The organism is Bradyrhizobium sp. RD5-C2 (genome assembly GCF_019972155.1).
Taxonomy (GTDB): domain Bacteria; phylum Pseudomonadota; class Alphaproteobacteria; order Rhizobiales; family Xanthobacteraceae; genus Bradyrhizobium.
In genome coordinates this window covers 442,767-468,778 of record NZ_BOVL01000022.1, presented here as the reverse complement: position 1 = coordinate 468,778, position 26,012 = coordinate 442,767, and the positions used below count along the sequence as shown (strand labels likewise).

General features: G+C 64.5%; 26 protein-coding genes. 4 read left to right on the top strand and 22 right to left on the bottom strand.

All coding sequences use genetic code 11. The annotated features are described in order from the left end of the window. Positions 1 to 120: 120 nt before the first annotated feature. The 13 genes from phoB to BraRD5C2_RS30870 all read right to left on the bottom strand — a co-directional run bounded on the left by phoB (position 121) and on the right by BraRD5C2_RS30870 (position 12,072). Entirely contained in the window at positions 121 to 831 is a 711-nt protein-coding gene (phoB, locus tag BraRD5C2_RS30930; protein ID WP_016844067.1) for a phosphate regulon transcriptional regulator PhoB, read from the bottom strand. 130 nt (positions 832 to 961) lie between these two features. After that, the gene (gene phoU, locus BraRD5C2_RS30925) at positions 962 to 1,678 is read right to left on the bottom strand and encodes a phosphate signaling complex protein PhoU (protein ID WP_050403109.1); all 717 of its coding nucleotides are present in this window, start codon (positions 1,676 to 1,678) and stop codon (positions 962 to 964) included. An 11-nt stretch (positions 1,679 to 1,689) separates the two neighbouring features. Next, positions 1,690 to 2,508, bottom strand: a complete 819-nt coding sequence (pstB, locus tag BraRD5C2_RS30920) for a phosphate ABC transporter ATP-binding protein PstB (RefSeq protein WP_029079896.1) — start codon at positions 2,506 to 2,508, stop codon at positions 1,690 to 1,692. Continuing rightward, entirely contained in the window at positions 2,505 to 3,350 is an 846-nt protein-coding gene (gene pstA, locus BraRD5C2_RS30915) for a phosphate ABC transporter permease PstA (RefSeq protein WP_223974960.1), read from the bottom strand. Before pstA ends, pstB begins: the two co-directional genes overlap by 4 nt. A gap of 4 nt (positions 3,351 to 3,354) precedes the next feature. Continuing rightward, a complete protein-coding gene (pstC, locus tag BraRD5C2_RS30910) occupies positions 3,355 to 4,344 on the bottom strand; it encodes a phosphate ABC transporter permease subunit PstC (RefSeq protein WP_223974958.1) in 990 nt (329 codons plus the stop codon). Positions 4,345 to 4,572: 228 nt separating this feature from the next. After that, positions 4,573 to 5,583 carry a phosphate ABC transporter substrate-binding protein PstS gene (gene pstS, locus BraRD5C2_RS30905; RefSeq protein WP_223974957.1) on the bottom strand — a complete coding sequence of 337 codons (1,011 nt, stop codon included), beginning with the start codon at positions 5,581 to 5,583 and terminating at the stop codon, positions 4,573 to 4,575. 135 nt (positions 5,584 to 5,718) lie between these two features. After that, positions 5,719 to 7,032, bottom strand: a complete 1,314-nt coding sequence (locus BraRD5C2_RS30900) for an ATP-binding protein (protein WP_223974956.1) — start codon at positions 7,030 to 7,032, stop codon at positions 5,719 to 5,721. An 84-nt stretch (positions 7,033 to 7,116) separates the two neighbouring features. Continuing rightward, a complete protein-coding gene (locus BraRD5C2_RS30895) occupies positions 7,117 to 8,172 on the bottom strand; it encodes a putative bifunctional lysylphosphatidylglycerol flippase/synthetase (RefSeq protein WP_223974955.1) in 1,056 nt (351 codons plus the stop codon). A gap of 352 nt (positions 8,173 to 8,524) precedes the next feature. Beyond that, positions 8,525 to 8,752, bottom strand: coding sequence for a SelT/SelW/SelH family protein (locus tag BraRD5C2_RS30890; protein WP_223974954.1), 228 nt, complete (start codon positions 8,750 to 8,752; stop codon positions 8,525 to 8,527). Between the two features lie 19 nt (positions 8,753 to 8,771). Further along, on the bottom strand, positions 8,772 to 9,683 hold the full coding sequence (locus BraRD5C2_RS30885; protein ID WP_223974953.1) for a haloalkane dehalogenase: 912 nt from the start codon (positions 9,681 to 9,683) through the stop codon (positions 8,772 to 8,774). Then, on the bottom strand, positions 9,680 to 10,270 hold the full coding sequence (locus tag BraRD5C2_RS30880; protein WP_223974952.1) for a TetR/AcrR family transcriptional regulator: 591 nt from the start codon (positions 10,268 to 10,270) through the stop codon (positions 9,680 to 9,682). Before BraRD5C2_RS30880 ends, BraRD5C2_RS30885 begins: the two co-directional genes overlap by 4 nt. Positions 10,271 to 10,378: 108 nt before the next feature. After that, the gene (locus BraRD5C2_RS30875) at positions 10,379 to 10,675 is read right to left on the bottom strand and encodes a hypothetical protein (protein ID WP_223974949.1); all 297 of its coding nucleotides are present in this window, start codon (positions 10,673 to 10,675) and stop codon (positions 10,379 to 10,381) included. 2 nt (positions 10,676 to 10,677) lie between these two features. After that, a complete protein-coding gene (locus BraRD5C2_RS30870; RefSeq protein ID WP_223974947.1) occupies positions 10,678 to 12,072 on the bottom strand; it encodes an OmpA family protein in 1,395 nt (464 codons plus the stop codon). A 181-nt stretch (positions 12,073 to 12,253) separates the two neighbouring features. Between BraRD5C2_RS30870 and BraRD5C2_RS30865 the strand changes: the two genes are divergently transcribed. Further along, the gene (locus tag BraRD5C2_RS30865; RefSeq protein WP_223974945.1) at positions 12,254 to 13,312 is read left to right on the top strand and encodes a polysaccharide deacetylase family protein; all 1,059 of its coding nucleotides are present in this window, start codon (positions 12,254 to 12,256) and stop codon (positions 13,310 to 13,312) included. A 12-nt stretch (positions 13,313 to 13,324) separates the two neighbouring features. Here BraRD5C2_RS30865 and BraRD5C2_RS30860 read toward each other — a convergent pair whose 3' ends face one another. From BraRD5C2_RS30860 to BraRD5C2_RS30850, 3 genes are read right to left on the bottom strand one after another with little or no spacing between them, the layout of a single operon-like run. Next, positions 13,325 to 14,050: a sulfite exporter TauE/SafE family protein gene (locus BraRD5C2_RS30860; RefSeq protein WP_223974944.1), complete on the bottom strand. Its 726-nt coding sequence runs from the start codon at positions 14,048 to 14,050 to the stop codon at positions 13,325 to 13,327. Positions 14,051 to 14,099: 49 nt separating this feature from the next. Next, entirely contained in the window at positions 14,100 to 14,291 is a 192-nt protein-coding gene (locus BraRD5C2_RS30855) for a hypothetical protein (protein WP_223974943.1), read from the bottom strand. Further along, entirely contained in the window at positions 14,278 to 14,496 is a 219-nt protein-coding gene (locus BraRD5C2_RS30850; RefSeq protein ID WP_223974942.1) for a hypothetical protein, read from the bottom strand. Before BraRD5C2_RS30850 ends, BraRD5C2_RS30855 begins: the two co-directional genes overlap by 14 nt. Positions 14,497 to 14,733: 237 nt before the next feature. Between BraRD5C2_RS30850 and BraRD5C2_RS30845 the strand changes: the two genes are divergently transcribed. Further along, positions 14,734 to 15,534: an SDR family NAD(P)-dependent oxidoreductase gene (locus BraRD5C2_RS30845; RefSeq protein ID WP_223974941.1), complete on the top strand. Its 801-nt coding sequence runs from the start codon at positions 14,734 to 14,736 to the stop codon at positions 15,532 to 15,534. Between the two features lie 151 nt (positions 15,535 to 15,685). On the opposite strand, the gene BraRD5C2_RS30840 is transcribed toward BraRD5C2_RS30845, so the two are convergent. The 5 genes from BraRD5C2_RS30840 to BraRD5C2_RS30820 form a co-directional block, all read right to left on the bottom strand. Further along, on the bottom strand, positions 15,686 to 16,525 hold the full coding sequence (locus BraRD5C2_RS30840) for an alpha/beta fold hydrolase (RefSeq protein WP_223974940.1): 840 nt from the start codon (positions 16,523 to 16,525) through the stop codon (positions 15,686 to 15,688). A 229-nt stretch (positions 16,526 to 16,754) separates the two neighbouring features. Then, positions 16,755 to 18,191: a benzoyl-CoA 2,3-epoxidase subunit BoxB gene (gene boxB, locus BraRD5C2_RS30835; protein ID WP_223974999.1), complete on the bottom strand. Its 1,437-nt coding sequence runs from the start codon at positions 18,189 to 18,191 to the stop codon at positions 16,755 to 16,757. A gap of 21 nt (positions 18,192 to 18,212) precedes the next feature. Next, positions 18,213 to 19,901, bottom strand: a complete 1,689-nt coding sequence (gene boxC / locus BraRD5C2_RS30830; protein WP_223974939.1) for a 2,3-epoxybenzoyl-CoA dihydrolase — start codon at positions 19,899 to 19,901, stop codon at positions 18,213 to 18,215. A 165-nt stretch (positions 19,902 to 20,066) separates the two neighbouring features. Continuing rightward, a complete protein-coding gene (locus BraRD5C2_RS30825) occupies positions 20,067 to 20,876 on the bottom strand; it encodes an alpha/beta fold hydrolase (RefSeq protein WP_223974938.1) in 810 nt (269 codons plus the stop codon). A gap of 152 nt (positions 20,877 to 21,028) precedes the next feature. After that, positions 21,029 to 22,567 (bottom strand): benzoate-CoA ligase family protein, encoded by a 1,539-nt coding sequence (locus tag BraRD5C2_RS30820; protein WP_223974936.1) that lies wholly within the window; start codon positions 22,565 to 22,567, stop codon positions 21,029 to 21,031. 159 nt (positions 22,568 to 22,726) lie between these two features. On the opposite strand from BraRD5C2_RS30820, the gene BraRD5C2_RS30815 reads away from it, so the two are divergent. Further along, positions 22,727 to 23,644, top strand: coding sequence for a helix-turn-helix transcriptional regulator (locus BraRD5C2_RS30815; RefSeq protein WP_308444454.1), 918 nt, complete (start codon positions 22,727 to 22,729; stop codon positions 23,642 to 23,644). Positions 23,645 to 23,650: 6 nt separating this feature from the next. Here BraRD5C2_RS30815 and BraRD5C2_RS30810 read toward each other — a convergent pair whose 3' ends face one another. After that, complete coding sequence (locus BraRD5C2_RS30810; protein WP_223974934.1) at positions 23,651 to 24,436, bottom strand: IclR family transcriptional regulator domain-containing protein; 786 nt, start codon at positions 24,434 to 24,436, stop codon at positions 23,651 to 23,653. Between the two features lie 114 nt (positions 24,437 to 24,550). On the opposite strand from BraRD5C2_RS30810, the gene BraRD5C2_RS30805 reads away from it, so the two are divergent. Further along, entirely contained in the window at positions 24,551 to 25,909 is a 1,359-nt protein-coding gene (locus BraRD5C2_RS30805) for an aromatic ring-hydroxylating dioxygenase subunit alpha (protein WP_223974932.1), read from the top strand. Positions 25,910 to 26,012: the final 103 nt, after the last annotated feature.

The following is a 26,012-nucleotide window of genomic DNA, read 5'->3' as shown; positions in this document are numbered from 1 at the left end:
ACGGTCCTCAATGCCATCATGCGAGACCGAAAGCCGTACCTGCAAACCAAACCAACATAACAGTTGCCGGCTTTCGCCGGGACGACACCGTGTTGGCGGCTTGTGATTACCGTACGACGATTACGGCTGCGGCTCGGCCTTCGCGAAGCGGTCGTCGAGCGCGTAGCCGGCACCGCGCACGGTGCGGATCGGATCCTGCTCGCGGCCCGGATTGAGCAGCTTGCGCAGGCGGCCGATATGCACGTCGACGGTACGCTCATCGATATAGATGTCGCGGCCCCAGACGCTGTCCAGCAGCTGCTCGCGGCTGAACACGCGGCCGGGATGCTCGAGGAAGAATTCGAGCAGCCGGTACTCGGTCGGACCGAGATCGATCGGACGTCCCGAGCGCGCCACGCGGCGCTTCTCGCGGTCGAGCTCGATGTCGCCATAGGTCAGCACGGTCGCAAGCCGCTCCGGGCTCGCACGGCGCAGCAGGCCCTTCACCCGTGCCAGCAGTTCCGGCACCGAGAACGGCTTGACGATGTAGTCGTCGGCGCCGGTGGCAAGCCCGCGCACGCGCTCGCTCTCCTCGCCGCGCGCGGTCAGCATGATGATCGGAAGCTGCTTGGTCTCGGGCCGCGCCCGTAAACGGCGGCACAGCTCGATGCCGGACAGGCCCGGCAGCATCCAGTCCAGTACCACGAGGTCGGGAACGCGCTCCTTCAGGCGGGTGTCGGCATCGTCGCCGCGCCCCACCGTCTCGACATCGTAGCCTTCCGCATCGAGGTTGTAGCGCAACAGTGTCGTCAGCGCTTCCTCGTCTTCGACTACCAGAATGCGTGCGCTCATCGGTTTAAGTTCTCTCTCTGTGATGATCCGTTGCCCAGACGCAAACCGAAACGCTTACTTTCCTGAGCACAACCCCCGCGGAAACGACTTGTCGTGAAGACAATCCGGCTCCGCGCCTGCGGATCATGTCCTAGGTACCCGGCACCGTGGTGGCAAAGTTGGTCATGTCGCCCTTCGGGCGCTTGTCGGTGATCTGCTGGCCCTCGATCATGTAGAACACCGTCTCGGCGATGTTGGTGGCGTGATCGCCGATCCGCTCGATGTTCTTGGCGCAGAACATCAGATGGATACAGAACGAGATGTTGCGCGGATCCTCCATCATGTAGGTCAAGAGCTCGCGGAACAGCGAGGTGCAGATCGCATCGACCTCCTCGTCGCCCTTCCAGACGTTCATCGCCGCCGGCAAATCGTGCGCGGCATAGGCGTCGAGCACCGACTTGACCTGCGACAGCACGAGGTCGGTCATGTGCTCCAGGCCGCGGATCAGCTTCAGCGGCTGGAAATCGCTCTCCAGCGCCGCGACGCGCTTGCCCATGTTCTTGGCGAGATCGCCGATCCGCTCGAGGTCGGTGGCGACGCGCATCGCGCTGACGATTTCGCGCAGGTCGATCGCCATCGGCTGGCGGCGGGCGATCGTCAGCACCGCGCGCTCTTCGATGACCCGCTGCAAATTGTCGATTTCGATGTCGGCGGCGACCACGCGCTTGCCGAGCGCGACGTCGCGACGGATCAGCGCGTCGACCGACTCGGTAATCATCCGCTCGACGAGGCCGCCCATCTCGGCGACCAGGCGAGTCAACTCCTGCAGGTCGCTGTCGAATGCCTTGGCGGTATGTTCAGAAGCCATCTTGTATCTCCTCAGCCGAACCGGCCGGTGATGTAATCCTGAGTCCGTCGATCGCTCGGCGAGGTGAATATCTTGTTGGTGTCGTCGAACTCGATCAGCTCGCCGAGATACATGAAGGCGGTCTTGTCGGATACGCGCGCCGCCTGCTGCATGTTGTGGGTGACGATCGCGATCGTGTAGTCCTCGGAGAGTTCCTGGATCAGCTCCTCGACCTTGGCGGTCGAGATCGGATCGAGCGCCGAGCACGGCTCGTCGAACAGGATCACCTCGGGCCGCACCGCCACGGTGCGCGCGATGCACAGGCGCTGCTGCTGGCCGCCGGAGAGCGACAGGCCGGAGGCGTTCAGCTTGTCCTTGACCTCGTTCCACAGCGCGCCGCCGCGCAGCGCCTTTTCGACCCGATCGTCCATCTCGGACTTCGATATCTTCTCGTAGAGGCGAATGCCGAAGGCGATGTTCTCGTAGATCGTCATCGGGAACGGCGTCGGCTTCTGGAACACCATACCGACCCGCGCGCGCAGCAAATTGAGGTCGAGCTTGGGATCGAGAATGTTGGTCTGGTCCAGCATCAGCTGGCCAACCGCGCGCTGGCCCGGATAAAGGTCGTACATCCGGTTGAAGATCCGCAGCAGGGTCGACTTGCCGCAGCCCGACGGGCCGATGAACGCCGTGACGCGGTTGGTGCCGAGCGTCAGGTTGATGTTCTTCAGCGCGTGGTGCTCGCCGTAATAGAAGTTGAGGTTGCGCACCGTGACTTTCGGCGGCGCTTCCGGCAGCGGAACCTGGGGAACGTGGCTCGCGACGGTCGTGGAGACGGAAAGCTCGGTCATTTTGTGGCCCTTTCGGCACCAAGGATACGCGCGCCGATGTTCAGCGCGAGCACAGTGAAGGTGATGAGCAGCGCACCGCTCCACGCCAGCTCTTTCCAGTAGGCGTACGGGCTCTGCACGAAGTTGTTGATGGTCACCGGCAGGTTGGCCATCGTCTTGGTCAAATCCCAGCTGAAGAACTGGTTCGACAGCGCGGTGAAGAGCAGCGGCGCGGTTTCACCGGCGACACGGGCGGTCGCCAGCAGCACGCCGGTGATCAAGCCGCTACGCGCAGCACGATAAGCGATCCGCTTGATCACCAGCGAACGCGGCAGGCCGAGCGCGGAGGCTGCCTCGCGCAGCGGATTGGGCACCAGCAGCAGCATGTCCTCGGTGGTGCGCACCACGACCGGGATCACGATCACGGCGAGCGCGAGCGCACCCGCAATCGCCGAGAAGCCGCGCATCGGCACCACCACCACACCATAGATAAACAAGCCGATGATGATCGAGGGCGCGCTGAGCAGGATGTCGTTGATGAAGCGGATCACCGAGGTGAGCTTGTCGTGCTTGCCGTATTCGGCAAGATAGGTGCCGGCGAACAGGCCGAGCGGCGCGCCGATGCCGACGCCGATCACGGTCATGATGACCGAACCGACGATGGCGTTGAGCAGGCCGCCGTCGGTCGAGCCGGGCGGCGGCGTGTTCTGGGTGAACAGCTGCACGCTGAGGCCGGCAAGGCCGTTGTAGAGCAGCGTGAACAGGATCAGCGCCAGCCAGGTGACACCGAACAGCGCCGCACCGACACAGAGTGCGCGAATGACGATGTCGTTGCGGCGGCGGGATTTGTAGATCGGGTTCATGGCGCTATTTCCCCGCCTTCTTTTCAAGCCGCATCAGCATCAGCCGGGCGCCGGCGAGCACGAAGAAGGTCAGCACGAACAGCAAGAGGCCGAGCAGGATCAGGCCGGACTGGTGCAAGCCGTCGCTCTCGGCGAATTCGCTGGCGATCGCCGCCGAGATCGTGGTGCCCGGCGCGAAGATCGACGACGAGATGCGGAACGAGTTGCCGATGATGAAGGTCACCGCCATGGTCTCGCCGAGTGCGCGGCCGAGCGCCAGCATGATGCCGCCGATCACCCCGACGCGGGTGTAGGGGATCACGACGTTGCGGACGACTTCCCAGGTGGTGCAGCCCATGCCGTAGGCGGCTTCTTTCAGGACCGGCGGCACGGTCTTGAACACGTCGACCGAAATCGCGGTGATGAAGGGCAGCACCATGATCGCGAGGATCAGCGCGGCATTGAACAGGCTGAGATAGGACGGTGGCCCTGCGAACACCGCACCCAGCACCGGGACGCCCTCGAAGATCCTGATCATGAAGGGCTGGAACGTGTTGGCCAGGAACGGGCCCAGCACGAAGAAGCCCCACATGCCGTAGATGATCGAGGGGATGCCGGCGAGCAGCTCGATGGCGATGCCGATCGGACGGCGCAGCATTTGCGGGCAGAGTTCGGTGAGGAACACGGCGATGCCGATGCCGACCGGAATGGCGATCATCATCGCGATGACGGACGTGATCAGCGTGCCGTAGATCGGGCCGAGCGCGCCGAGCACCGGCGGATCGGCCGAGGGCGCCCAACGCTGCGTCCAGAGGAAGGCGAAGCCGTATTCCTTCATCGCCGGCCAGGCGCCGGCGATCAGCGACAGGATGATGCCGCCGAGGATCAACAGAACCGAAATCGCCGAGATCCGGGTGATCCAATAGAACGTGAGATCACCGAGCTTGAAGGCGCTGAGGGCCTTGGCGCGATCGTAAGGTCCCGCGGCTTCCATCACATCGCTCTGAACAGCCATGTCTGCCACGCCAATCCCCTCATTACTATGTGAAAGCTACGCAAACCGCTACGCCCCGAAGCGATCTTCACTGACGCATTTGGCCGGGCGTCGTTCCGGCTTGCGCCACCCGGGCGCGACCCCCGGCCCCGGCCCGCGTTTCTTGCCGCGGTGATGGAGCCCGGGTCTCAATCGGTCGACCTGTGCCGCCCTTGGGAGGCGGCACAGGCCGTGTTCGAAACGTCGGACTTAGCTCTTGATGTCCGAGGACCAAGTCTTCTCGATCAGCTTGACGACCGATTCCGGCATCGGGATGTAGTCGAGCTCTTCGGCCGCCTTGCCACCCTTCTCGAAGGCGTACTTGAAGAACTTGATCGCTTCCTGCGAGGCCGCCTTGTCGGTCGAGTCCTTGTGCATCAGGATGAAGGTCGCCGCGGTGATCGGCCAGGAGGCTTCGCCCGGCTGGTCGGTCAGGATCACGTAGTAGCCGGGAGCCTTGGCCCAATCGGCATTCGACGCGGCAGCCTGGAAGGCGGCGATGGTCGGCTGCACGGTCTTGCCGGCCTTGTTGACCAGCGCGGTGTAGGTCAGCTTGTTCTGCTTGGCATAGGCGTATTCGACATAGCCGATCGCGTTCTTGGTCTGGCTGATGTTGCCGGCAACGCCTTCGTTGCCCTTGGCGCCGACGCCGACCGGCCACTCGACCGCGGTGCCGGAACCGACCTTGGACTTCCAGTCGGCGTTCGACTTGGAAAGGTAGTCGGTGAAGTTGAAGGTGGTGCCCGAACCGTCCGAACGGCGCACGACGGTGATCGCGTCGGCCGGCAGGGTCAGCTTCGGATTGAGCTTGGCGATCGCCGCGTCATTCCACTTGGTGATCTTGCCGAGATAGATGTCGCCGAGCACTTCGCCGGAGAGCACGAGATCGCCCGACTTGATGCCTTCGACGTTCACGACCGGAACGATCGCGCCCATCACCATCGGCCACTGGACGAGGCCGTCCTTCTCGAGCTGCTCGGCCTTGAGCGGCGCGTCGGTGGCGCCGAAGGTCACGGTCTTGGCCTGGATCTGCTTGATGCCGGCGCCGGAACCGATCGACTGATAGTTCAGGCCATTGCCGGTGTCCTTTTTGTAGGCATCAGCCCACTTCGAATAGATCGGGAACGGAAACGTCGCGCCCGCGCCGGTAATATCGGCAGCGAAGGCCGACGTCGAAGCGGCGATCATGCCGGCAGCGACGATTGCTTTGATGAAATTCATGGGGTCGTCTCCATTTGTGAGCGAAGCGCCGCATGCGCCCGATAGCGCTCACGCCGGTCCATCTAGGAGCGGTCGGTGCTGCTTTTACGAAGGTTGGATGACAGTTCGATGACAGCGCTAAGCGGCTGAAAACGCTTAGCTTTGGGTCGGTAACGGGGTCTTCGGCCGGGGAAAACAGGCGGTAAAAGTCGCGCCATTCTTCGGCACGCTCTCGATCACGAGACGGCCGCGATGACGGTTAAGAATATGTTTCACCAGCGATAATCCGAGGCCGGTTCCACCCTGGTTGCGGCTGTCGCCGACGTCCACCCGGTAGAACCGCTCGGTCAGCCGCGGCAGGTGCTCCGGGGCGATGCCGGGGCCGAAATCCCGTACCATGACACGGATTTCGGGGCTCCCCTCGCCCGATGCGCCCGAAACGGCCTGATTGAGCGACACCATGACGCGGCCGCCCGAGGCGCCGTATTTGAGGGCGTTCTCGATCAGGTTCTCGAACAGGCGGAGCAGTTCCTCGCGGTCGCCGGCGATTGTGACCGGGGTCGGTGGCAGGTCGACGTCGATCTCGACCTGGCGCTCGCTGGCCAGCGCCTCGAGCCCGTCGGCCACCTGGCGGATGATCGGCACGATATCGATCGACGCCTCGGGCCGCACATGGGCCGACAGCTCGACCCGCGACAGCGACAGCAGGTCGTCGATCAGCCGAGCCATGCGGGTGGCCTGGGTGTGCATGATGCCGAGGAAGCGCTCGCGCGCCCGCGCGTCCTCGCGCGCCGGCCCCTGCAAGGTGTCGATGAAGCCGGACAGCGCGGCGAGCGGCGTGCGCAGCTCATGGCTGGCATTGGCGACGAAATCGGCGCGCATCTCCTCGACCCGGCGCAGCGGCGTCAGATCGTGGAACGTCATCAGCATACACTTCTCGGTGCCGCCGAACTGGGTTGGCACCGGCACCGGCGTGATCACCAATTCCATCCAGCGATCGACCGGAACGTGGTCGGAGTAGGTGGCGCGGCGCGGCTCGGTGGTCGCGATCGCCTCGCGCAATGCGGTGATAATCTCCGGCGAACGCAGGGCAAATTGCGCCAGTTCGTTCTTGCGCAGCGCCGGCGCAAGCTGGGCCGCGGCGGTGTTGAGATGGATGACGCGACCGGCGCGATCAAGCAGCACGGCCGGGTCCGGCATGCCGGCGACGACCGCGCTGACGGCGGTCGCCTCGACCGGATTGCCGTGGCGGACATCCTCGCGCGAGGTGCCGGCATCATGCAGCCGCCAGGGCACCAGCGCCGCGGCCGCGATGCAGACGAACACCGCGCAGGCGCGCACCAGCGACAACTCGCCGAGCGCGACCACGACGCTCAGCGCCAGCGCTGCGGCAAGCAGGATCAGCGCGGAATGGCGCAAGCGGTCGGGCCAGGGCGAGAAAATCGAATGCGGCGTATCGTCAATGGCCATCGCGGCGGCTTTCTTCCCGTCGGTTCATGTCTCGCCCAGGCGCGGTCATATCGACCTGCCCTCGGGAGGCATCGGGCCGCGTCATCAGACCCCTGAATCACCGCGCTTGCGGACCAGAACCGCCTCATGATGCGGCTCAGCGCGGGGACCCGAATCAGTCTGCGGCAGCCGTTTGAGTCGGGCGCCGACGATAACCTCCCGAAACGTCAGCAAGATTACAGATATGACGAACGGCGCAATATAGTAGAGCAGGCGGAACAGCAGCATACCGCCGAGCAGGTCCTCGCGGTCCATCTGCCAGAGGCCGACTAGCATGGCGGCGTCGAACACCCCGAGCCCGCCGGGGGAGTGGCTGGCGAAGCCGAGCAGGGTCGCCGACACGAAGATGACCGCGACCACCACGAAGCCGAGATTGGGCTCGTCCGGCACCAGCACGTACATCGCCAGCGCGCAGAAGCCGAGGTCGACGATGCCGATCGCGATCTGCAGCAGCGTCAGCGGGCCGCCCGGCAGGGTCACCGTCCAGGGACCGCGACCGACCACCCGCGGCTGGGTCCAGACCCAGACCACATAGGCGACCAGCGCGATGATGATGCCGCACGCCAGGGTGCGGTTGAGCCAGGGCGGCAGCTGGTCGATGTTGGCGGCGGCTTCCGGATGATAGGCGATGCCGAGCCCGAGCACTGCGGCATTGCCGAGCCAGAAGGTCAGGCCGGCGAGAAAGCAGATCTTCGCGACGTCGATCGCGTTCAATCCCCAGGCCGAATAGATCCGGTAGCGCACCGCGCCACCAGTGAAGACGCTGGCGCCGACGTTGTGGCCGATCGAATACGAGGTGAACGCCGCGAGCGCATTGATGCGATAGGGCACGTGGACGTGACCGATCGCGCGCACAGCGAACAGATCGTAGAAGGTCAGCGTGAAGTAGCCGGCTGCGACGAACAGTCCCGCCAGCGCGATTTGTCGCGGCTCGGTGCTCTTGATGGCCTCGAGCACCTCGTTGGTGTCGATGCCGCGCAGCATGTGATAGAGGACGTAGCAGGCGATGCCGATGACGGCGATGCTGATGACAACACCCAGCCGATGCAGGATTTGCTTCTGGCGCAGAAACGCCATCGCCCTGCGTATTGCTTCCAGCATCTAGACCTCGAATTGCGATCCCGCGACGACGGCTCCCGGGCGAACTCCGCCGGCGCTTCGCTGTGCCCCGACCCCTGTAGCGCGTTTTAAGCCGGAGTGGAATTCGTCAAACGACAATAAAACGCGCATCTTCAAGATATTAGGGATGATTCATGACAGCGGGTGCACAAATATGCGCGTTTCTCGCCACGTTCGACAAGACTTGACATCGACGTGCGGCAGTTAGCCCGCCGAACGCTGCGCAAGGCCATCCGGGAAACTACGGGGGCGAGAGCGACGCGCGGCGTCCGCGCAGCGAAAATCGCCGCCGCAATGGTCATGCGACGGCGATCAGGCAAGCCTGCGTAGACTTTTATGCCCGTGCCGCAGCCACTGCGGTGACGATTTCGGCGGCATCGGGGAAATGCCCCTTCACGCGCTTGGCGATCACTTTGCCGTCAACCTTGACCTCGAAGACGCCGCCCTTGCCGGGCACCAGCTCTGCATCGAGCGCAAGCCGTTCGCGCAGCAGCGCGGCGGCCTCCCTGGCGCGCTTCTCGTAACCGCACGGACGGCAATAGATGATCGAGAGATCGGTCATGGCGTGCTCTCCCATCCACTCATGCTGCGAGATGTTGCGCGTTGACGGCTTCGATCCCGGCGATCCACCCTGCAACCGAGCGGCCGATCGCCTCCGGATGGTCTTCCTGTAGATAATGCGCGCCGGCGCCGAGCTGGATGACCGCGCAATGCTGCAGCCTCGCCGCAAAATCGGCGGCGAAGGCCGGCGACACCAGTGCCCCGGGAGATCCCGCAAACAGCAGTTTCGGATAGGTCGATGCCGCGAGCGCCGCATGCGCTGTGGCGAGCGCCTGATCGACGTCGGCAGGTTCGCCCGCGATCGGCAGCTCGCGCGGCAGCATCAAGGTCGGCTTGCGGCTCTCGCGCGTCGCAAACGGCGCACGGTAAGCGGCCATCTCTTCCTCACTCAGCTTGCGCAGCATCCCGTTCGGAAGAACGCGCTCGATGAAGGCATTGCCATCCAGAATCATCGCCTCGCCCACACCTTCGGTCCTGAACTTGCGAAAGGTTTCTTCGCGCACGCCGTGATCGGGATCGAAATCGCTCCATGTCGACATCGGCCGGATAAATTCCATGAAGGCGACCCCGCGCACGAGTTGCGGACGGCGCGCCGCGAGATGGAACGCGAGCGCGGTGCCCCAATCCTGGGCGACGAGATATGCCGAGCTGATGCCGAGCGCGTCGATCAGCGCATCGAGATAGTCCGCATGGTCGAAGAAGCGGTAGGCGATGTCGGGCTTGCCGGACTGGCCGTAGCCGATCAGGTCGGGCGCGATGCAGTGCCCGACCGGCGCCACCAGCGGCATGATGTTGCGCCAGATATAGGATGACGTCGGATTGCCGTGCAGGAACAGCACGTGCGGCGCGTCGCTGCGGCCGGTTTCGCGATAGGCCATCGTGGTCCCGAGCACCGGGCGATGATGCAGACTGATATCGGCAGACAGGGTCATGGCAACTCCTTGAACACGGTTTGGAAGGCGATCGTCTTGAAACGCTCGAGCGCGGCCGCGCTGCGCTCGACCTTCATGCGCAGCATCGCGCCCTGCCAGGATGCGAGCAGGAAATCGGCAAGTGCATCGGGATCGAAGTCGGACGCGATCTCGCGTTTGGCCTGGGCCTCGGCGATGCAGGCCGCAAACGGCGCACGCCATTCCCGGAAGATCGCGTCGAGCTGCTCGCGCAGCATCTCGCTCGAGCCGGACGCCTCGAGGCTGAAATCCCCGATCAGGCAGCCGCGGGTGAAGCCGTCATGCGCGAGCTTGCCGGTAATGAGATCGAGATAGCGCCGGAGCCTGTCGCGCGGCGGCAACGCCGTGTCGCCGAGAGCTTCGGCGACGAGGCCGCGCACATAGAGGAAGTAGCGGTCGAGCACTTCCGACGCGAACAGCTCCTTGGAGCGGAAATGGTTGGTGAACGAGCCCTGCGGCGCGCCGGCCGCGGCGGTGACGTCGCGCACGCTGGTGCCGTGATAGCCGGTCCGGAACATTTCCTTCAGGCCGGCGTCGAGGATCGCATCGCGGAGAGAGGGTTTTGGCATGGGCGCCACTTAATACGTACGTACGTATTTACGTCAAGCGGTAAAATGCATGCGGCTCGCCCTGCACTTGGCGACGCCGCTCGGACCTGTTGGATCAGGGGTTTTGGGTCAGCTCGCGGGCCTGCTGCGCGAGACCACCCAGTCACGCAGCCAGGAGCCGATCGCACAGCCGACGAGATAGAGCGCGAACATGACAAGGAACAGGTCGAGCCAGTAGCCGAAGCGGCCGGGCACGACCCGCGCAAACGATGCCGCGACCAGCGCGACGGCGAGCAGAGCCAGCCAGCGGATCCACACCTTCGAGACGCCCTGCGCCCGATGCACCACCGCGATCCAGCCCATGCCGAAGCCGAGCAGCGCGGCGCCGAGCAGCCAACCCCAGAAGAATGTTGCGAGCACGGTCATCGCTACTTCACCACGAATTCGATGCGGCGGTTCTGCGCCTTGCCGTCTTCACTCTCGTTGCCGGCGAGCGGCTGCGTGCTGCCATAGCCGATCGACGTGAAACGGTTGGCAGGCAGTCCGGCGCGCACGAGGTAATCGACCACGGCCTGCGCGCGGCGCTCCGACAAGGCCTGGTTGGCCGCCTCCTCGCCGTCGCTGTCGGTATGGCCGGCGACTTCGATCGTCGCGTTGGGACAGCGCATCGCGGTCTCGATCAGGCGGTCGAGCAGGCCGGCGGAGTCAGGGACGATGTCGGCCTTGCCGGACTCGAAGCGGATCTTGCCCTTGGAGAGGATCTCGGAAAACAGCTGCTGGCACACCGTCGGGTCGACCGGCGCCGCCGCCGGCTTCACGGTGACCTCGGCCTTGTACTGCCAGCCCTGCGGAAAATCCTTGCCGAGCCCGTCGCGGATCTGGCCGGCTGCGGCATCATAGAGCGCATCGCCCGACAGCTTCACCTCGCGGTCCGACACCACGAGCGTCCCGGTCGACAGCCGCGACAGCGCGCCGAGCGCAGGCACAACTGCCGCCGCAAACCCTGAGGGAGCGCCGATGCTGGCCTTCAGATTGTCGACCACCTTCTCGCTGAAGAACTTGCGGCCGGCGGCGGCGACCAACGCGGCATGCACGTTGTTGTCGGGCACGTAGCCGGTCAGCGTCAGCGTCACCGCGACCGGATCCTTGTAGGCCTGAAACACGTAAGGCGGCGCCTTGATGTCGTTGGCGGCGATCGAATAACCTTCCGGCAGATTCTTCAGCGCCGCCGCCACCGCTTCGCGTCCGCCGAGCTCGCGCGCCATGCCGGCAAGCGCAACCTTGTTGTCGGTCAGCGTGATCTTGCCTTCCTTCAATTTGCCGATCTGGTCGAGCAGCAACAGCGCCGCCGGGTCGAACCGCGACGGCGCGCCGCGCGCGAGCGCCATCTGGTCCACCACCTCGACGCCGCCGAGACTGGCCTTCGCGGCCTCGGTCAGCTTGCTCTTGCTCGACGGCAGCGGCGCGTTGCCGCCAAGCGTGACCCGCACCACGTCGCGTTCGGCGGACCACACAAAGGGCTTGGCTTCGGCAACGAGCCGGGTCTCGTCGTTGACCAGCCGCACGCCCGGCACGGCCTCGACCGACGCCACCGCGCTGAGACGGCCGTCCTCGGAGAAGGCATTGGCCGCAAAGGTCACGTCACGGCCATCGACGCTGATGCGGCGCTTGTCGAGCACGGTGTCCTTGAGTGCGGCATTAGAGCGCGCAGCAAGGTCGGCTTCGACCGTTCCCGTTGAGGTCCAGGCCGCGATGCCCCACAGGACGACCAGTGGAATCACCCCCGGCCACCACTTGCTACTCCACTTGAAAAGTCCGTGCATTCAGCGTCCTGCGGGTCTGGAACCAGAGAGAAAACAAACCCTTGGCTGCCTGTCAAACCCCAAATCAAAGGCCGAATCAAAGACCATGGCGGGGGTGCCATATTGGATCGGGATAACAGTTTCTTCAGTGGTGTTTCGCTAAGTTTCCGGCGGAATGCAAATCGGCCAGCCCGTGCCCCCCATGAAACAACTCCGCAACACCGTGATCCGTGCCGGGATGGAGGCGTTGTATTTCTCGGGTGCGCATATCCTGCTGCGGCCGATCTTCGCCGGCGTCGGCGCCATCTTCATGCTGCACCACGTCCGCCCGCGCCGCGCCGACGCGTTCCAGCCCAACCATCATCTCGAGGTCACGCCCGACTTCCTGCGCGCGATGCTGACGCATCTGCGCGCGCTCGACGTCGACGTCGTCAGCATGGACGAGGCGCATCGCCGCCTCACCGAACGGAATTTCGCGCGTCGCTTCGCCTGCTTCACCTGCGACGACGGCTACCGCGACAACCGTGACTTCGCGCTGCCTGTGATGCGCGAGTTCAGCGCGCCGTTCACGGTGTTCGTCGCGAGCGATTTCGCCGAGGGCTGCGGCAAATTGTGGTGGATCGCGCTGGAGCGGATCATCGCGGCGGCATCGGCCATCGAGGTGCCGATCGCCGGCGTCATGACGCGGATCGACACCGCGACGCCGCAAGCCAAGCGCACGGCCTTCGGCCGCATGCACGACTGGCTGCGTTCACTGCCGGGCGAGACGGAGATGCAGGCGGAGATTTCCGCGCTGTGCGTCCGCCACGGCGTCGACGAGGCCGGCATCGCGCGCGAGCTCTGCATGTCCTGGGACGAGTTGCGCGGCTTCGCCGACGATCCGCTGGTCACCATCGGCGCGCACACCATCACCCATTGCAATCTCGCCAAGCAGAGCGAGACCGTCGCATCGTTCGAGCTCGCTACCAGCCGGGCACGGATCGAGGATGCGCTGCAGCGGCAGGTCGCGCATCTCGCCTATCCCTATGGCGACCGGATCGCCGCCGGGCAGCGCGAATTCGCGCTCGCCCGGTCGATCGGCTTTCGGACAGCGGTGACGACGCGGCCGGGCATGCTGTTTCCCGAAAGCGCCGAGCATCTGACCGCATTGCAGCGGGTCTCGCTGAACGGCAATTACCAGGACGCGCGGCTCTTGCCGGTGCTGACCTCAGGCGCCGCCACCGCGGTGTGGAACGGTTTTCGCCGCATCGACGCGGCGTAATCAAGCAACGTCCTAAACCACCAGCAGCAGTCCCGACACCAGCAACAGGCCGAGGATCACCCGCCTGAAGTTGGCCTCGTCGATGTTGCGAAAGGCAAAGATGCCGAGCCACGAACCGGCAAGCAGCGCCGGAGCGCCAAGCACGACGTCATAGGCGACCTTCATCGAGAGGTCGCGATGCAGCAGCATCATCACGAGCGCCGAAATCTGCATCGCGGCGATGAAGGGTTGCACGAGGCCGCGCTGTTGCTGCTTCGGCACGCCATGCATATCGCACCAGATGGTCGGCAGCGCGCCCGGCATCGCCGTCAGCCCGCCGATCAGGCCGCCGCCAAATCCGACAAGCGCGTTGCGCCCCTCCGGCAACCGGCCGTAGCCGATCGCAGGCCTGAACAGCATGTAGCCGGCATAGAATGCGACCAAGAGTCCGAAGCCTTCACGAAAGGTCCGGCTGTCTGTGTTGTGCAATAGCCAAAGCGCGAGCGGCACGCCGAGCAGCCCACCGGCGATCAGGGACAGGCTCTGCTTCCACTGGATGTTGTGCCGAAGCGCCCACAGATTGGCTGCCTGCACACCGACGCTGCATGCCATCATCAGCGGCACCGCCTCGGTCGGCGACATCGCATGCAGCAGGATCGCGCCGGCGATTGCGGAAAAGGCAAAGCCGGCGAGACCGGACACGAAGGCGCCGCAAAACACCGCAGCGCTGAGCACAAGAAATGACGTGACGTCGGCCACAGCGTGGACCTCCGTTGATGACGGCGATGATGGATGGATCGGGAAGGCGCTAGTCGGTGTGAACCGCCCTCGCCTCTTGCGGCGCGGCCGCATCGGCCGTGGCCGCTGGCATCAGCAACGTCGCAGTCAGGAAGTGCAGCACAAGAAATCCGATTGCGATGGCAACAAGCAGCGTGATCTCGCTGACCTCCGGAAGCCGGATGACCGATTTGCGCGTCGACGACCGTTCAGTAACGGACATTGCGGCCGCCCTCCAAATTGGTGCAATGCCGGTCGGCGCGGTCGATCAGATGCTGATATTGCTTGAGAACGCGTCGCGCCTGAACCCGCCGCGAATAGTGAATTGCGCCGACGATCGCTGCGAACAGTCCTTTCCGCCTGCGGCGAAATTGAATGGGGGTGACAGGCATCACACCGGCCACCGGCAATGAAATGTGCTTCATCATTGGAACTCCTTGATCTGGAATTCCACCCCGCGCGCATGATGCGGCAAAACCGGCTGACCAGTTTGTGCACTGCATCACATCTCAAGAAAGCTTGATCGATTCGAAGCCCGCCCTTCGCGGGTAAACTGATCAGAACATCGCCGGAGGTCGAGCAGGCTGCGCGTTCGCCGGCGGCGGCGGTTCCTTGACTAGCTCCATCAACCCGGCCAGAACGCTAGGCATAGCTAAGGAGGCAACATGTTCAAGGATCTGTTCTCACTGAAGGGCCGCGTCGCACTGGTGACCGGAGGATCGCGCGGCATCGGCAAGATGATCGCGGCCGGCTTCCTCGCGCAGGGCGCTGCGAAGGTCTATATAACCGCACGCAAGGCCGGTCCCTGCGAGGCCACCGCCCAGGAACTCACCGCCGCGTATGACGGCGAATGCATCGCGCTGCCGATCGACATCTCGACCGTCGAGGGCTGCGAGAAGCTCGCGGGCGAGATCATCAAGCGCGAGCCGAAGCTCGATATCCTGGTCAACAATGCCGGCGCGGCATGGGGCGCGGACTTCGACGAATTCCCGGAGAGCGGCTGGGACAAGGTGATGAACCTCAACGTCAAGTCGATCTTCTTCCTGACCAAGGCGCTGGCCAAGCCGCTGCGCGCCGCGGCGACGCAGGACAAACCGGGCAAGGTGATCAACATCGCCTCGATCGACGGCATCTTCGTCAATCCAATGGAGACCTATTCCTATGCCGCCAGCAAGGCCGCGGTGATCCATCTGACGCGACGGATGGCGACGCGCCTGGTCAAGGACAACATCAACGTGACCGCGATCGCACCCGGCGCCTTCAAGTCGGACATGAACCGCGCCGCGCGCGACCACGCCGACGAAGTTGCACAGCGCGTTCCGTCGCGGCGCGTGGGCAGCGACGAGGACATGGCGGGCACCGCGATCTATCTCGCCTCGCGCGCCGGCGACTATGTCGTGGGCAACACCATCGCGGTCGATGGCGGCGTGGTCTACGCGACCGCGGGGCTGGAGATCGCGGGGTAGCACGGTATCGCGACGATCGGCCGTGGGCGCCATTCTACCGCTGTCATGCCCCGGCTAGACCGGGGCATCCAGTACGCGGCGGCCTCTCAATCCTGCTCTGCTGCCTCTGGAATACTGGATCACCCGCTTTCGCGGGTGATGACAGGTCAGCTCAAAGACTCGATGCAAACGCGTCGACGAGCCGGTCGAACGCGTCGGCCCTTTCCCACTGCGTGGCGTGGCCGGCACCGTCGACCACCTGAACCTGGCCGCGCCATAGCGTCGGCGCGGGCAGCCGTTGCAGATAACCGAGATCGACCATCTGCTCCTCGCTGCCATGCACGATCGCCAGCGGAATCCTGAGGCCGCGCACGATCTCGACCTCGTCGGCGAAGCGGCCGGCCTGCACGCTGGCGCCGAGGTAGCCGCGCGCATTGCCATCGGTGCGGCGGAAATCGGCATCGACGAACGCGGGCAACGGCGCATAATCCGGCGCGAAGACCGTTTTCAGCCAGGCCGCGATCTCGGCGTCGCTGGGCGCCGGCGTGAACGTTGTGGCCGACAGCCCCTTGAACCCGGAGAACCCGTCCGGCGTCTTGGCGATCGGCGGCGTACCGAAAATCATCAGCCCGGCCGCCATCGGCAAAGACGGGGCTGCGTTGAGCACGGCGTGTCCACCGAGGCTCCAGCCCACCACCACCGCGTCCTTCAGGCCGAGCTCCTTTGCGGCCGCGGCAATGCAGCCGGCATAGCCTGCACCCGAATAACCGTGTTCCGGATCGGGCGCAGGCGACGAGCCGCCATGACCGGGAAGATCGATCGAGACCAGGCGGTACTTGGCGCCAAGCGGCCCCTGGAGTTGCTTCTGCCAGATCTGCGATGACGACGAATTGCCATGGATCAGCAAGATGTCGCGGCCGGTACCCGCGCTCTCGAAGCCCGCGATCGTCTGCTCACCGAATTGGAGCTTGAGCGGACGCAGGGTCGGCCCCTGAAAAATCTCTTCACTCATGATGACCCCGCCGTATTCCTGATCCGCGACAACCAGCTCAAGCGGTCATTGCAGTTCATGTTGAAGCTGCGTGATTTCCGCGCGAAGGCGTCTCGCTTGTCAAGCCGGGAAGCTCCAAGGCTTCATCGCGCACGCGAACGCACGTCTCAAAAGAAAAGGGGCAAGCCAGGACCTTCTCGGCTTACCCCTTTTCGGCCCCTCCGGGAGGAGAGGAACTACCAGCTGAAACTCAGCTCTCGATTCTCACATATTCGAAGTCGCCGGGCTTGTTGTCGATGCCGACCTTGGGCGCCGAAATCCACGAGGCGAACTCGCCGGGTTCAGTCACAGGCTTCATCAGCGAGGCGATGAAGTCGCCATCCGCAGTCGACGGCAGCCAGTCGTTCTTGCGCTTGGCCCAGGTGGCATCGTCGATCAAGAGGCCATCGGGCGTCGCGTGGATGTCCTTGAACTCGCCGATCTGGCGGTGGAAGGCGGTGTTCGGCACTGTGAGCTTGTAGTCGATGCCTGCGGTGGAGATCACCTTGTTCCAGCGCAGCATGCCCTTGACGCAATCCTGCGTGTAGTCGTCGCGCAGCCGCATGTTGAGCGCGGTCAGCGCCGGCTCGTCGACCATCTTGATCTGGCCGTCCACCATCTTCATGACCGGATAGGTCGAGCTCTTGAGCTGGTGATCGTCCTCGATCGTGGTTTCCTTGTAGCGGCCCTTGATGCCGGCGTTGAAAGCGTTGGCCGCATTGGTCGAGACTTCGGAGCCGAACAGATCGAGCGACAGCGAATAGTGCAGGTTCAGCTTCTTCTGGATGGTCGGAAGATCGATGACGCCGAGCGCGCGAATTTTTGCGATGTCGTTCGGATCGGTGATGCCGGCTTCCGTCATCGCATCGCAGGTGCGCTGCACGACGCGGGTGATGCCGGTCTCCCCGACGAACATGTGATGGGCTTCCTCAGTCAGCATGAAGCGGCAGGTGCGCGACAGCGGATCGAAGCCCGACTGCGCCAGCGAGTGCAGCTGCATCTTGCCGTCGCGGTCGGTGAAGTAGGTGAACATGAAGAACGACAGCCAGTCCGGCGTCGCCTCGTTGAAGGCCCCGAGCATGCGTGGGCTATCCGCATCGCCCGAGCGGCGGCGCAACAAATCGTCGGCCTCCTCGCGGCCGTCGCGGCCGAAATACTTCTGCAAGAGGTAGACCATCGCCCAGAGATGGCGGCCTTCCTCGACATTGACCTGGAACAGGTTGCGCATGTCGTAAAGCGAGGGCGCGGTCTTGCCGAGATGACGCTGCTGCTCGACCGAGGCCGGCTCGGTGTCGCCCTGGATCACGATCAGGCGGCGCAGCATCGCGCGATGCTCGCCGGGGACTTCCTGCCAGGCCGGCTTGCCGTAGTCTTCGCCGAACGGGATGACGCGGTTCTCTTCCTGCGGCGCAAGCAGGATGCCCCAGCGATATTCGGGCATCCGCACGTAGTCGAACTTGGCCCAGCCGCGCGGATCGACCGAGTAGGCGGTGCGCAGATAGACTAGCGACTCCTGGAAGCCGTCCGGCCCCATGTCCTTCCACCAGTCCATGTAGCCGGGGTGCCAGCCCTCCAGCGCCTTGAGCACCTGGCGGTCTTCGGCGAGATTCACGTTGTTTGGAATCTTGGTCGAGTAATCGACGTTCATGATGTTCATGGCCGTGCTCCCTTAAACTCGTGTCATGTCGAATTGCGCCTTCTGGCCGGTGCCGTAACGGCGCAGCGCGCCGTCCTCGCCGACCGCATTGGGCCGCTGGAAGATCCAGTTCTGCCACGCCGTGAGGCGCGAGAAGATCTTCGATTCCATCGTCTCCGGACCGACGAAGCGCAGATTGGCTTCCATGCCGGTGAGGCCATCGGGAGAGAACGAGGTACGCTCCTCGAAGAACACGCGGACCTCGTCGTCCCAGTCGATGTCGTCGAGCGCGAAGGTCACGAGGCCGAGCTCCTCGGCCTCTTCCGCGTCGAGCGCCTTGCCGATCGAGCCTTGTGCGCGCTCAATATCCATTGGGTCGGCCTGGAAGCGCGATTGCAACCGGGTCAGGCCATGGCTCATCGGATACGGCCCGAAATTCATCGCCGTCAGCTCGATCGCCGGCGGCGGGCGGTTGTCGCCCTGCTTCTGGCCGATCAGCATGTAGGAGCGGTCGGCGGCGAACACGAGCTCGGCCAGGGTGCCGACGAAGCAGGAGCCGGGCTCGACCAGCGTCACCAGCGTGCGCGAGGTGACGTCGATGCGCTTGAGCACGCGCTTCCAGTAGTGCCTGACCTCGTTGACCAGCCAGTGCGCCTTGTTGGTTTCCAGGAACGCGTCGTAGGACACGACATTGGCGCGGTCGCCATGGCTCTTGAACACCAGCATCGCGGTCTCGAGCTCGTTGATGCGCAGATGCAGGATCGCATCGTCGAGCTCGCGGGCGACCTGCAGCGGCCAGAACGAAGCACCCTGCGCGATCATGCCGTCGATATCGACGGGCGCGGCAGCTTCCGGCGCCTTGATCGAGATGGTGGCGATGCGCGCGGCGCGATCGATATCGACGCTGACAAAGCCATAGCGGATCGCGCTGTCGTCGATGGTGCGCGTGAGCGGCGCCAGCGCGATGCCACGGCCCTCGCCGTTGCGCTTCGACCTGGCGGCGAATTCCTTGACGCGCTCGGCAAGCTTGCCCTCGAGCTTGGAGTTCGGCGCGATCTCGTCGACCAGCCGCCACTGCACCGCGCGCTTGCCCTTGATGCCTTCCTCGATGGTGCAGAAGAAGTCGGCGTGGTCGCGGCGCACCTTGCGCTTGTCGACCACACGCGTGAGGCCGCCGGTTCCCGGCAGCACCGCGAGCAGCGGCACTTCCGGCAGCGCGACGGCGGCCGCGCCGTCGTCGGCCATCATGATGTGATCGGTCGCGAGCGCCAGCTCATAGCCGCCGCCGGCCGCGGTACCGTTGACGACCGTGATGAAGCTCTGGCCGGAATTCTCGCTGGAATCCTCCAGCCCGTTGCGGGTCTCGTTGGTGAATTTGCAGAAGTTGACCTTGTGGGCGTGGGTCGAGCCCGCCAGCATCCGGATGTTGGCACCGGCGCAGAACACGCGGTTCTTGCCCGAGCGCATCACCACGACCTTCACCTCGGGATGCTCGAAGCGCAGCCGCTGCACGGCGTCCGCGAGTTCGATGTCGACGCCGAGGTCGTACGAATTGAGCTTGAGCTGATAGCCCTCGAACAGGCCAGCGTTCTCGTCGACGTCCATGGTCAGCGTCGCGACGTCGCCCGCGACATCGAGCTTCCAGTGCCGGTAGCGCGACGGGTTGGTCTGGAAGTCGATGTACTTCGCCCCGCCTGCAAGGACGCGATCGTCACCAGCCATGGGCCACCCTTATCTGTTGTTCGTTTGAAGGTTCGTCGTCGAGGTCTTCATGCACAATAATGCATGTTTTTAGTTTCGTCTAGTTCAAAACGCCAAAACATGCATTTTGTTTCATGTTTGGGAAATTCGCCCGCTAGGCCAATGGCCTGGCACCGGCACCAAAAGTCAGGCCGCCAGTGCCGGATCGTCGCGCAGCGCCGCTTTGGCGAATTCGGTGACCGCGTCCAGCGTCACCGCGGGTGCCTCGCGGTGCGGCGAGTGGCCGGCGCCGCCGATCGCGGCGACGTCGACCGGGCAGTAGCATTCGTCCTGGGCGATCTCGACCTGGCGCATCGTGCCGTATTGATCATCCGCGCCCTGCACGATCAGCACCGGCACGCGGACATAGGCGAGATATTCGGAGATATCCCAGTCGCGGAATGCCGGATCGAGCCAGGCGTCGTTCCAGCCGCGGAAGGTGTTGTCGACATCCTTGTGCCAGCGCGCCAGCTTCTCTTTCAGATTGGTGGTCTCATACGCCGTCTTGATCTCGGCGATCGACTGCACCGAAATGTCCTCGACGACGAAGTGCGGCGCGAGCAACGCGAGGCCGTGCAGGCGATGATCCTGATGCGCGCCGGCATAGATCGCCGCGATCGACGCGCCGTCGGAATGGCCGACCAAGAGGCCGCGGCGGAAGCCGATCCGATCGAGCAGCTTCGGCAGCACGTCGAGCGCTTCGCGATGCATGTAGTCGACCGGACGCGGCAGCTTCGCCGGCGACGATGCGCCATAGCCCGCGCGCGAATAGGCAAACACGCCGGCGCCGGTCGCCGCCTGCAGCTTGTCGGGAAAGTCACCCCACAGCCCGACGCAGCCGAGACCTTCATGCAGCATCACGAGGGTCGGCGCGGTCTCGGGTGACGGACCGATCATGCGGTATTCGAGCTCGGCGCCGTCGATGGTGAGGAAGCCTGTGGGGTTCAAGTTCGTCATGATGGGCCTTCCTCATCGTCGTCCCGGCGAAGGCCGGGACCCATAACCACAGGCGTCAGTTGTTGCGCAAAAGCCGTTGAACAGCGTCTTTCAAAAACGAAGGCCGCGGCGTATGGGTCCCGGCGTTCGCCGGGACGACGCAAGTGGAAACGCTAGTGCGCGCCGTCGCCGTCCCGCAACTTGAACCGCTGGATCTTGCCGGTTGCCGTCTTCGGCAGATTGTCGACCACATCGATCCAGCGCGGATATTTCCACGGCCCGATCTTCTGCTTGACGTGTTCCTTCAGCGCTTCATGCAAACCATCGGCCGAACTCTCGGGCCGCAGCACCACATAGGCCTTCGGCTTCAGCAGCCCTTCCGGATCGGCTTCCGGCACCACGGCGGCTTCCAGCACCGCGGGATGGGTGATCAGCGCGCTCTCGACCTCGAACGGCGAGACCCAGATGCCCGAAACCTTGAACATGTCGTCGGCGCGGCCGCAGAAGGTGTAACGGCCCTCGGCATCGCGCGTGTATTTGTCGCCGGTGCGGGTCCACGCGCCCTCGAAAGTGGCGCGGCTCTTGGCGCGCTGGTTCCAGTAGCTCTCGCCGGCCGAGGGCGCATCGACCAGCAGTTCGCCGACCTCGCCATCGGCGACATCGGCCCCGAGCTCGTTGACCAGCCGCACCTTGTAGCCGGGCACCGGACGCCCCGAGGAGCCGTATTTGATGTCGCCGGGCGCATTCGACAGGAAGATGTGCAAGAGCTCGGTCGAGCCGACGCCGTCGAGGATGTCGACGCCGAACCGCGCGCGCCACGCGTTGCCGACCGATTCCGGCAACGCCTCGCCGGCCGAGGTACAGACCCGCAGGCGATTGCCCGCGGTTTGCGCCTTCGTAGCCTCGTCGTTCAGCATCGCCGCGAACAGGGTCGGCACGCCGAAGAAGATGCTAGGATGATATTTGTTCATCAGCGCGAACATCACCGCCGGCGTCGGACGCTCCGAATTCAGGATGGTCGTTGCGCCGACCGACATCGGGAAGGTCAGCGCATTGCCGAGCCCATAGGCGAAGAACAGCTTTGCCGCCGACAGGCCGACATCGTCCTCGCGGATGCCAAGCACCTGCCGGGCATAGGTCTCTGCGGTCGCCGCGAGATTGGAATGCAGATGGCGCACGCCCTTCGGCATGCCGGTCGAGCCCGACGAATAGAGCCAGAACGCCGGCTCGTCGGCATGCGTCGGCGCCGTCGCGAACACGTCGCCCTCGCGCGAGATCTCATCCGACAGCTTCTTGTGGCCGTGCGCGTCCTTGCCGGAGACCACGACATGCTCGAGGTCTGGCATGCGCGCGATGATGTCCTTCACCACCGGCAGCAGCGCCTCGGACACGAACAGCACGCGCGCGCGGCAGTCGCCGAGGATGTAGGCGTATTGCTCCGATGTCAGCAGCGTGTTGAGCGGCACCGGCACCACGCCGGCGCGGATCGCCCCAAGAAACACGATCGGGAAATCGACCGTATCCAACATGATCATGGCGACCCGCTCTTCGCGGCGGACACCGAGCCGGCGCAGCATATTGCCGACGCGCCGGGTCTGCTGCTGCAACTCGCCATAGGTGATTTGCGAGACCGTATCGTCGAACACGACCTTGGCGCCGCGGCCCTCATCGACATTGCGGTCGAGCAGCCAGGTGACTGCATTGTAGGTCATGGCCCGCTCCTCAGGCACAGGCGCGCCGCGCCTGTCCTCTCCCGTCAAGATTTAAGAATTATAATTCATACAAAGCCACCACATTGGCTTGCTGTCAATCCTCATCGGCATTATGTTTCCTAGACCATTGGACCTGATTCAGTCAGGACCGCGCGTCGCATGGGGATCATGACCGAAGCCAACGATCCGGAAACCGACTTCCTCGAACAGCTCGGCCAGCGTGTGCGCACCATGCGCGCGCTCCGCGGCATGTCGCGCAAGGTGCTCGCCAAGGTCTCCGGCATTTCCGAACGCTACATCGCCCAGCTCGAAAGCGGCAAAGGCAATGTCTCGATCGTGCTGCTGCGCCGTGTCGCAGGCGCGATGGGCGCGCATCTCGAGGACCTGATCCCCTCGAGCGAACCCATTCCGGACTGGGCCGTGATCCGCGATCTGCTGCGCAAGGCGTCGCCGAGCCAGATCGCGCAGGCCAAGGACATGCTCGCCGGCAGCAGCCCGCTGGCGCCGCGCGGCGCCTCGTTCTCCGGCATCGCGCTGATCGGCCTGCGCGGCGCCGGCAAGACCACGCTGGGGCGGATGCTGGCGAAGAAGATCGGCTGGAGCTTCGTCGAGCTCAACAAGGAGATCGAGGCACAGAACGGCCTGTCGGTTGCCGAGATCATCGCGCTGTACGGCCAGGAAGGCTTTCGCCGCATGGAGCAGGCGGCGCTGACGCAGTTGCTGGCGCGCAAGGAATTGATGGTGCTGGCGACCGGCGGCGGCATCGTCTCCGAGGCGCTGACGTTCGACCTGATCCTGTCGTCGTTCTACACGATCTGGCTGAAGGCCGAGCCGGAAGAGCACATGGCCCGCGTCCGCCGCCAGGGCGATCTGCGCCCGATGGCCGACGATCGCTCGGCGATGGCCGAATTGCGCAATATTCTGGTCAGCCGCGAACCGCTCTACGCTCGCGCATCCGCGGTGGTCGACACCGCCGGGCTCTCGGTCGATGCCGCGGCCGCGCGATTGATCGATTCGGTGCGGCCGGTGCTACAGAACGAGGCGCGGAGCTTCGGCTTGCGCAGCGTGGCGCTTTAACGGCCTTTACAACAACCTGCTCTTCACATCATCCGCACCGTCGCGCAGCAGCGGCAGGAAGCGGTCGATCAATTCCTTGGCCGGCACGCGATCGACGTGCGCGCCCATGTTGATGGCGGCGACGATGGTGCCGTCATAGCGATGCACCGGCACCGAGATCGAGCGGAAATGCGGCTCGGCCTCGCGGTCGACCAGCGAGTAGCCCTGCGCGCGATCGGCGACGATGATGGCGAGCAGTTTCTTCGGATCGGTCGTGGTCTGCGGCGTCACGGGATCGCGGCGCATTGCCTTCAGGCGTGCCGCGAGCTCGGCATCGCCGAGTCGGCCGAGCATCGCGCGGCCCACTGACGTGCAGAACGCCGGCAGCCGGTAGCCGATATCGAGACCGGCGGAGAACACCCGCGTCGGGCTCGAGCGCGCGACGAACACCACGTCGTCGCCATCGAGCAGCGCGAGCGAGGCGATCTCCTGTGCAGCGGTCGCGATGCGATCGAGCACCGGCTGCAGCACCGTCACCACCTGGTTGGATTGCAGGAAGGAGCCCGCGAGCGTCAGCACATGCGGCGTCAGCGTGAACAGCTTGCCGTCGGTTGCGACGAAGCCGCCATGCGCTAGCGTGAACAGGATGCGGCGCGCGGTGGCGCGCGGCAGGTCGGCGGCGCGCGCCAGGTCGCTCAAGGTCGCAGGACCCGAGACGGTGCCGAACACCTGCAACAGGCGCAGGCCGCGATCGAGCGCCTCGACGAAGTCGGTGGCGCGCTCGTCCTGATCGGTCCGCTTCAGCTTGGGCATGGAGGCTCGCGGATTTGAACGGTTCAAAAATTGCGCTTGCGGTTGGAATGAGACATGGCATAATTCGCACATTCGTTCAATAGGCGAACAAATCCAAATTCGGGAGACGCCGCCATGATGAGCCAGGAAGCGAACGATCTGATCACCCGCACCGGGCGCAAGCACCCTTGCGGAAAGCTGATGCGGATGTACTGGCAGCCGGCGGCGCTGGTGGATGAACTGGAAGGGCCGCGCCCGGTTCGGCCAGTGCGGCTGCTTGGTGAAAACCTGGTGCTGTTCCGCGGTGAGGACGGCAGCTACGGCCTAATCGATCGCCACTGCGCGCACCGCGGCGCCGACCTCGCCTTCGGCCGGCTCGAGAATGGCGGGCTGCGCTGCGCCTTCCACGGCTGGCTGTTCGACAGATCAGGCCAGTGCATCGAGACGCCGGCCGAACCTGTTGGATCGCAACTGTGCAAGGGTATCAAGCAGCGCTCCTATCCCGTGGTGGAGAAGAGCGGCATCCTGTGGGCCTATCTCGGCGAAGGCGCCCCGCCGGCATTTCCGGAGCTCGACTGCTTCGTCGCGCCTGACAGCCATACCTTCGCGTTCAAGGGACACATGAACTGCAACTGGCTGCAGGCGCTCGAGGTCGGCATCGATCCGGCGCACGCCTCCTTTCTGCATCGCTTCTTCGAGGACGAAGACACCTCGGCGGCCTACGGCAAGCAGTTCCGCGGCGCCTCCGCCGGCAGCGACATGCCGATGACCAAGATCCTGCGCGAATATGACCGCCCGATCATCAATGTCGAGCACACCGAATACGGCCTGCGCCTGATCGCGCTGCGCGAGCTCGACGAGGAGCGCACGCATGTGCGCGTCACCAACCAGCTGTTCCCACACGGCTTCGTCATCCCGATGTCGACCGAGATGACGATCACGCAGTGGCACGTGCCGGTCGATGACGAGAACTGCTACTGGTACGCGATTTTCACCAGCTACGCGGCGCCGGTCGACAAGCAGAAGATGCGCGACCAGCGGCTCGAGCTCTATACGCTGCCCGACTACAAGTCGCGCAAGAACCGCAGCAACGATTACGGCTTCGATCCGCACGAGCAGGCGACCGAGACCTATACCGGCATGGGCACCGACATCAACGTCCACGACCAATGGGCGGTGGAATCGATGGGGGCGATCCAGGATCGCACCAACGAGCATCTCGGCCAAAGCGACAAGGCGATCGTGCAGTACCGCCGCCTACTGCGGCAGGAGATCGAAAAGGTTTCCGGCGGCGAGAAACCGATGCTGTTCCTCGACGAAGCCTCCGCGCGTAGCATCCAGGGTCCGGCGACGATGGACGGCATCGGACCGACGCTGGGTTGGGAGCTCTACTGGATGGAGGTCGACGTCAAGCGCCGCCGCGGCGCGCCGTGGGCCGCGCCCGTGCCGCGCGAGATCGCCGGCAAGGTGCATCACCTGACGGCGGCGGAGTAGCTATGTCCTTCCGTCATTGCGAGCGAAGCGAAGCAATCCATCGCGCCGCTTGTCGAGATGTGGATTGCTTCGTCGCTTTGCTCCTCGCAATGACGGCTGAGAG

Excerpts from the sequence above, each read along its gene's own strand:
- phoB (WP_016844067.1), bottom strand. The coding sequence starts at position 831 with ATGAGCGCACGCATTCTGGTAGTCGAAGACGAGGAAGCGCTGACGACA.
- phoU (WP_050403109.1), bottom strand. The coding sequence starts at position 1,678 with ATGGCTTCTGAACATACCGCCAAGGCATTCGACAGCGACCTGCAGGAG.
- pstB (WP_029079896.1), bottom strand. The coding sequence starts at position 2,508 with ATGACCGAGCTTTCCGTCTCCACGACCGTCGCGAGCCACGTTCCCCAG.
- pstA (WP_223974960.1), bottom strand. The coding sequence starts at position 3,350 with ATGAACCCGATCTACAAATCCCGCCGCCGCAACGACATCGTCATTCGC.
- pstC (WP_223974958.1), bottom strand. The coding sequence starts at position 4,344 with ATGGCTGTTCAGAGCGATGTGATGGAAGCCGCGGGACCTTACGATCGC.
- pstS (WP_223974957.1), bottom strand. The coding sequence starts at position 5,583 with ATGAATTTCATCAAAGCAATCGTCGCTGCCGGCATGATCGCCGCTTCG.
- BraRD5C2_RS30900 (WP_223974956.1), bottom strand. The coding sequence starts at position 7,032 with ATGGCCATTGACGATACGCCGCATTCGATTTTCTCGCCCTGGCCCGAC.
- BraRD5C2_RS30895 (WP_223974955.1), bottom strand. The coding sequence starts at position 8,172 with ATGCTGGAAGCAATACGCAGGGCGATGGCGTTTCTGCGCCAGAAGCAA.
- BraRD5C2_RS30890 (WP_223974954.1), bottom strand. The coding sequence starts at position 8,752 with ATGACCGATCTCTCGATCATCTATTGCCGTCCGTGCGGTTACGAGAAG.
- BraRD5C2_RS30885 (WP_223974953.1), bottom strand. The coding sequence starts at position 9,683 with ATGACCCTGTCTGCCGATATCAGTCTGCATCATCGCCCGGTGCTCGGG.
- BraRD5C2_RS30880 (WP_223974952.1), bottom strand. The coding sequence starts at position 10,270 with ATGCCAAAACCCTCTCTCCGCGATGCGATCCTCGACGCCGGCCTGAAG.
- BraRD5C2_RS30875 (WP_223974949.1), bottom strand. The coding sequence starts at position 10,675 with ATGACCGTGCTCGCAACATTCTTCTGGGGTTGGCTGCTCGGCGCCGCG.
- BraRD5C2_RS30870 (WP_223974947.1), bottom strand. The coding sequence starts at position 12,072 with ATGCACGGACTTTTCAAGTGGAGTAGCAAGTGGTGGCCGGGGGTGATT.
- BraRD5C2_RS30865 (WP_223974945.1), top strand. The coding sequence starts at position 12,254 with ATGAAACAACTCCGCAACACCGTGATCCGTGCCGGGATGGAGGCGTTG.
- BraRD5C2_RS30855 (WP_223974943.1), bottom strand. The coding sequence starts at position 14,291 with ATGTCCGTTACTGAACGGTCGTCGACGCGCAAATCGGTCATCCGGCTT.
- BraRD5C2_RS30850 (WP_223974942.1), bottom strand. The coding sequence starts at position 14,496 with ATGATGAAGCACATTTCATTGCCGGTGGCCGGTGTGATGCCTGTCACC.
- BraRD5C2_RS30845 (WP_223974941.1), top strand. The coding sequence starts at position 14,734 with ATGTTCAAGGATCTGTTCTCACTGAAGGGCCGCGTCGCACTGGTGACC.
- BraRD5C2_RS30840 (WP_223974940.1), bottom strand. The coding sequence starts at position 16,525 with ATGAGTGAAGAGATTTTTCAGGGGCCGACCCTGCGTCCGCTCAAGCTC.
- boxB (WP_223974999.1), bottom strand. The coding sequence starts at position 18,191 with ATGAACGTCGATTACTCGACCAAGATTCCAAACAACGTGAATCTCGCC.
- boxC (WP_223974939.1), bottom strand. The coding sequence starts at position 19,901 with ATGGCTGGTGACGATCGCGTCCTTGCAGGCGGGGCGAAGTACATCGAC.
- BraRD5C2_RS30825 (WP_223974938.1), bottom strand. The coding sequence starts at position 20,876 with ATGACGAACTTGAACCCCACAGGCTTCCTCACCATCGACGGCGCCGAG.
- BraRD5C2_RS30820 (WP_223974936.1), bottom strand. The coding sequence starts at position 22,567 with ATGACCTACAATGCAGTCACCTGGCTGCTCGACCGCAATGTCGATGAG.
- BraRD5C2_RS30815 (WP_308444454.1), top strand. The coding sequence starts at position 22,727 with ATGGGGATCATGACCGAAGCCAACGATCCGGAAACCGACTTCCTCGAA.
- BraRD5C2_RS30810 (WP_223974934.1), bottom strand. The coding sequence starts at position 24,436 with ATGCCCAAGCTGAAGCGGACCGATCAGGACGAGCGCGCCACCGACTTC.
- BraRD5C2_RS30805 (WP_223974932.1), top strand. The coding sequence starts at position 24,551 with ATGATGAGCCAGGAAGCGAACGATCTGATCACCCGCACCGGGCGCAAG.